Source organism: Ralstonia insidiosa (assembly GCF_008801405.1).
Classification (GTDB): Bacteria; Pseudomonadota; Gammaproteobacteria; order Burkholderiales; family Burkholderiaceae; genus Ralstonia; species Ralstonia insidiosa.
In genome coordinates this window covers 1-5,729 of record NZ_VZPV01000009.1, presented here as the reverse complement: position 1 = coordinate 5,729, position 5,729 = coordinate 1, and the positions used below count along the sequence as shown (strand labels likewise).

The following is a 5,729-nucleotide window of genomic DNA, read 5'->3' as shown; positions in this document are numbered from 1 at the left end:
CGCGTTGAACGATAAAAATTCTTCAGCAAGTTGTTGACAGCGACGAAAAAGCTCTGCATAATCTCGTTTCTCTGCTGCAGCAAACGCAGCGACGCGGTGAACAAAGTTGATCGCGCAGTTCTTTAACAAACAAACAGCCGATAAGTGTGGGCGCTTAATACTGGATGCGGCGAACGCAAGTTCGTTAGCTTACAAGTAATGAAGTGCTCGCACAGAAGTAAGGTTTGAACGAAAGTTCAAGTCAGATTCTGAGAGTGAGCGACCGCTCGTAATAGAGCGAAAAACAGCAGATTGAACTGAAGAGTTTGATCCTGGCTCAGATTGAACGCTGGCGGCATGCCTTACACATGCAAGTCGAACGGCAGCATGATCTAGCTTGCTAGATTGATGGCGAGTGGCGAACGGGTGAGTAATACATCGGAACGTGCCCTGTAGTGGGGGATAACTAGTCGAAAGATTAGCTAATACCGCATACGACCTGAGGGTGAAAGTGGGGGACCGCAAGGCCTCATGCTATAGGAGCGGCCGATGTCTGATTAGCTAGTTGGTGAGGTAAAGGCTCACCAAGGCGACGATCAGTAGCTGGTCTGAGAGGACGATCAGCCACACTGGGACTGAGACACGGCCCAGACTCCTACGGGAGGCAGCAGTGGGGAATTTTGGACAATGGGGGCAACCCTGATCCAGCAATGCCGCGTGTGTGAAGAAGGCCTTCGGGTTGTAAAGCACTTTTGTCCGGAAAGAAATCGCACTTACTAATATTAGGTGTGGATGACGGTACCGGAAGAATAAGGACCGGCTAACTACGTGCCAGCAGCCGCGGTAATACGTAGGGTCCAAGCGTTAATCGGAATTACTGGGCGTAAAGCGTGCGCAGGCGGTTGTGCAAGACCGATGTGAAATCCCCGGGCTTAACCTGGGAATTGCATTGGTGACTGCACGGCTAGAGTGTGTCAGAGGGGGGTAGAATTCCACGTGTAGCAGTGAAATGCGTAGAGATGTGGAGGAATACCGATGGCGAAGGCAGCCCCCTGGGATAACACTGACGCTCATGCACGAAAGCGTGGGGAGCAAACAGGATTAGATACCCTGGTAGTCCACGCCCTAAACGATGTCAACTAGTTGTTGGGGATTCATTTCCTTAGTAACGTAGCTAACGCGTGAAGTTGACCGCCTGGGGAGTACGGTCGCAAGATTAAAACTCAAAGGAATTGACGGGGACCCGCACAAGCGGTGGATGATGTGGATTAATTCGATGCAACGCGAAAAACCTTACCTACCCTTGACATGCCACTAACGAAGCAGAGATGCATTAGGTGCTCGAAAGAGAAAGTGGACACAGGTGCTGCATGGCTGTCGTCAGCTCGTGTCGTGAGATGTTGGGTTAAGTCCCGCAACGAGCGCAACCCTTGTCTCTAGTTGCTACGAAAGGGCACTCTAGAGAGACTGCCGGTGACAAACCGGAGGAAGGTGGGGATGACGTCAAGTCCTCATGGCCCTTATGGGTAGGGCTTCACACGTCATACAATGGTGCATACAGAGGGTTGCCAAGCCGCGAGGTGGAGCTAATCCCAGAAAATGCATCGTAGTCCGGATCGTAGTCTGCAACTCGACTACGTGAAGCTGGAATCGCTAGTAATCGCGGATCAGCATGCCGCGGTGAATACGTTCCCGGGTCTTGTACACACCGCCCGTCACACCATGGGAGTGGGTTTTGCCAGAAGTAGTTAGCCTAACCGCAAGGGGGGCGATTACCACGGCAGGGTTCATGACTGGGGTGAAGTCGTAACAAGGTAGCCGTATCGGAAGGTGCGGCTGGATCACCTCCTTTAAGAGCGTGCATCCGACGTTAGGCGTCCACACTTATCGGTTTGTTTGATGTTACAGCCAAGGGTCTGTAGCTCAGGTGGTTAGAGCACCGTCTTGATAAGGCGGGGGTCGTAGGTTCAAGTCCTACCAGACCCACCAAGTTACGGACGGTGGAAGAAGTACTCTGCCGTGACTGGGGGATTAGCTCAGCTGGGAGAGCACCTGCTTTGCAAGCAGGGGGTCGTCGGTTCGATCCCGTCATCCTCCACCAAAACCTTTTGGTTACCAAACGCAAGCATCGACGAAGTGATGTCGATGGTGTTTGCGTTTGGCTTAGCCAAGACGAGCGTAAAAGTTCGGCTGTTCTTTAACAATATGGAATGTAGTAAAGGTGTCGCGGAGCATTGATGAGATGCTCGGTAGTAACGCGACACTGGGTTGTGATTGTATCAACCAGTATTACCAGAGCAATCGAAAGATTGTCTTGGAATACGGCACAACGCGAGAACTCAGCCTGTAACGAGACATACTCGTTATAGGGTCAAGCGAATAAGTGCATGTGGTGGATGCCTTGGCGATTACAGGCGATGAAGGACGTAGTAGCCTGCGAAAAGCTGCGGGGAGCTGGCAAACAAGCTTTGATCCGCAGATGTCCGAATGGGGAAACCCGGCCCGTATGGGTCATCCCTTGCTGAATACATAGGCAAGGGAAGCGAACGCAGCGAACTGAAACATCTAAGTAGCTGTAGGAACAGAAATCAACCGAGATTCCCAAAGTAGTGGCGAGCGAAATGGGATCAGCCTTGTACTCTTTAGCAGTATTGCTAGCAGAACGGAATGGAAAGTCCGGCCATAGCGGGTGATAGCCCCGTATGCGAAAGCAGTATTGTGGAACTAGGTGTACGACAAGTAGGGCGGGACACGTGAAATCCTGTCTGAAGATGGGGGGACCATCCTCCAAGGCTAAATACTCGTAATCGACCGATAGTGAACCAGTACCGTGAGGGAAAGGCGAAAAGAACCCCGGGAGGGGAGTGAAATAGATCCTGAAACCGCATGCATACAAACAGTCGGAGCCTGGAAACGGGTGACGGCGTACCTTTTGTATAATGGGTCAGCGACTTACATTCAGTGGCAAGCTTAACCGATTAGGGAAGGCGTAGCGAAAGCGAGTCCGAATAGGGCGTTCAGTCGCTGGGTGTAGACCCGAAACCAAGTGATCTATCCATGGCCAGGTTGAAGGTGCGGTAACACGTACTGGAGGACCGAACCCACTAACGTTGAAAAGTTAGGGGATGAGCTGTGGATAGGGGTGAAAGGCTAAACAAACTTGGAAATAGCTGGTTCTCTCCGAAAACTATTTAGGTAGTGCCTCGTGTCTCACCTTCGGGGGTAGAGCACTGTCATGGTTGGGGGGTCTATTGCTGATTACCCCGCCATAGCAAACTCCGAATACCGAAGAGTGCAATCACGGGAGACAGACATCGGGTGCTAACGTCCGGTGTCAAGAGGGAAACAACCCAGACCGCCAGCTAAGGTCCCTAAATATTGCTAAGTGGGAAACGAAGTGGGAAGGCTAAAACAGTCAGGAGGTTGGCTTAGAAGCAGCCACCCTTTAAAGAAAGCGTAATAGCTCACTGATCGAGTCGTCCTGCGCGGAAGATGTAACGGGGCTAAGCAATATACCGAAGCTGCGGATGCACGTAAGTGCATGGTAGGAGAGCGTTCTGTAAGCCTGTGAAGGTGTCTTGTAAAGGATGCTGGAGGTATCAGAAGTGCGAATGCTGACATGAGTAGCGATAAAGGGGGTGAAAGGCCCCCTCGCCGTAAGCCCAAGGTTTCCTACGCAACGTTCATCGGCGTAGGGTGAGTCGGCCCCTAAGGCGAGGCAGAGATGCGTAGCTGATGGGAAGCAGGTTAATATTCCTGCACCGTCGTATGATGCGATGGGGGGACGGATCGCGGAAGGTTGTCCGGGTGTTGGATGTCCCGGTCCCTACATTGGAGATGGCACTTAGGCAAATCCGGGTGCGTGATTCAAGGGTGTGGGGCGAGCGACTTTAGGTCGCGAAGCAATTGGAAGTGGTTCCAAGAAAAGCCTCTAAGCTTCAGTCATACGAGACCGTACCGCAAACCGACACAGGTGGGCGAGATGAGTATTCTAAGGCGCTTGAGAGAACTCGGGAGAAGGAACTCGGCAAATTGGTACCGTAACTTCGGGATAAGGTACGCCCTTGTAGTTTGACTGGCTCGCGCCAGAAGGACGAAGGGGTTGCAATAAAATGGTGGCTGCGACTGTTTAATAAAAACACAGCACTCTGCAAACACGAAAGTGGACGTATAGGGTGTGACGCCTGCCCGGTGCCGGAAGATTAAATGATGGGGTGCAAGCTCTTGATTGAAGTCCCGGTAAACGGCGGCCGTAACTATAACGGTCCTAAGGTAGCGAAATTCCTTGTCGGGTAAGTTCCGACCTGCACGAATGGCGTAACGATGGCCACACTGTCTCCTCCCGAGACTCAGCGAAGTTGAAGTGTTTGTGATGATGCAATCTCCCCGCGGCTAGACGGAAAGACCCCATGAACCTTTACTGTAGCTTTGCATTGGACTTTGAACCGATCTGTGTAGGATAGGTGGGAGGCTTTGAAACCGGGACGCTAGTTTCGGTGGAGCCGACCTTGAAATACCACCCTGGTTTGTTTGAGGTTCTAACCTTGGCCCGTGAATCCGGGTCGGGGACAGTGCATGGTAGGCAGTTTGACTGGGGCGGTCTCCTCCCAAAGTGTAACGGAGGAGTTCGAAGGTACGCTTGGTACGGTCGGACATCGTACCTAAAGTGCAATGGCAAAAGCGTGCTTAACTGCGAGACCGACAAGTCGAGCAGGTGCGAAAGCAGGACATAGTGATCCGGTGGTTCTGTATGGAAGGGCCATCGCTCAACGGATAAAAGGTACTCTGGGGATAACAGGCTGATACCGCCCAAGAGTTCATATCGACGGCGGTGTTTGGCACCTCGATGTCGGCTCATCTCATCCTGGGGCTGTAGCCGGTCCCAAGGGTATGGCTGTTCGCCATTTAAAGAGGTACGTGAGCTGGGTTTAAAACGTCGTGAGACAGTTTGGTCCCTATCTGCCGTGGGCGTTGGAATCTTGACGGGGGCTGCTCCTAGTACGAGAGGACCGGAGTGGACGTACCGCTGGTGTACCTGTTGTCTCGCCAGAGGCATCGCAGGGTAGCTATGTACGGAAGAGATAACCGCTGAAAGCATCTAAGCGGGAAACTTGCCTGAAGATGAGGATTCCCTGGAGACTTGATCTCCCTGAAGGGTCGTTCGAGACCAGGACGTTGATAGGCTGGGTGTGGAAGCGCAGTAATGCGTTCAGCTAACCAGTACTAATTGCCCGTGCGGCTTGATCCTATAACCGGTATGTTTCCGGCTGGGTCTGCCTTGTGCCTGATACACAAGTCACAACCTAAACTACATTCCCATATTGGCGACGTTGCCCTCAAACGCAACGACGCAACAAGTCATAGCCTGGTGACCATAGCGAGTCGGTACCACCCCTTCCCATCCCGAACAGGACCGTGAAACGACTCCGCGCCGATGATAGTGCGGATTCCCGTGTGAAAGTAGGTCATCGCCAGGCTCTCCCTCAAAACACCCCAGCTCAACTCGAGCTGGGGTGTTTGCTTTTACGCCTCCAAAACGCAGCACCACCGCTGCCTCCCTGCCGCAACAGCCCAACAAAAAAGCCACCCAACGGGTGGCTTCTTGCGCTCTGCTGCTCCAAACAACCTCAGCCCCGCGCCAGGTACCGCTCCACCAGCCTCACCCAGTACGTCGCGCCCAACGCCAGCAGCTCGTCGTTGAAGTCGTAGCTCGGGTTGTGCAGCATGCAGGGACCTAAACCGTGGCCTTG

2 tRNA genes and 3 rRNA genes are annotated in these 5,729 nt (G+C 52.9%); all 5 read left to right on the top strand.

Annotated features, from left to right (window positions below):
• Positions 1-293: 293 nt before the first annotated feature.
• The 5 genes from F7R11_RS26865 to rrf all read left to right on the top strand — a co-directional run bounded on the left by F7R11_RS26865 (position 294) and on the right by rrf (position 5,456).
• Positions 294-1,831 (top strand): 16S ribosomal RNA (locus F7R11_RS26865).
• Positions 1,832-1,891: 60 nt separating this feature from the next.
• Positions 1,892-1,968, top strand: a tRNA-Ile gene (locus tag F7R11_RS26860).
• 36 nt (positions 1,969-2,004) lie between these two features.
• A tRNA-Ala gene (locus F7R11_RS26855) sits at positions 2,005-2,080 on the top strand.
• A 268-nt stretch (positions 2,081-2,348) separates the two neighbouring features.
• A 23S ribosomal RNA gene (locus tag F7R11_RS26850) occupies positions 2,349-5,227 on the top strand.
• A 116-nt stretch (positions 5,228-5,343) separates the two neighbouring features.
• Positions 5,344-5,456 (top strand): 5S ribosomal RNA (rrf, locus tag F7R11_RS26845).
• Together the 16S, 23S and 5S rRNA genes with 2 tRNA genes alongside form the textbook arrangement of a ribosomal RNA operon.
• The last annotated feature ends 273 nt before the right edge of the window (positions 5,457-5,729 follow it).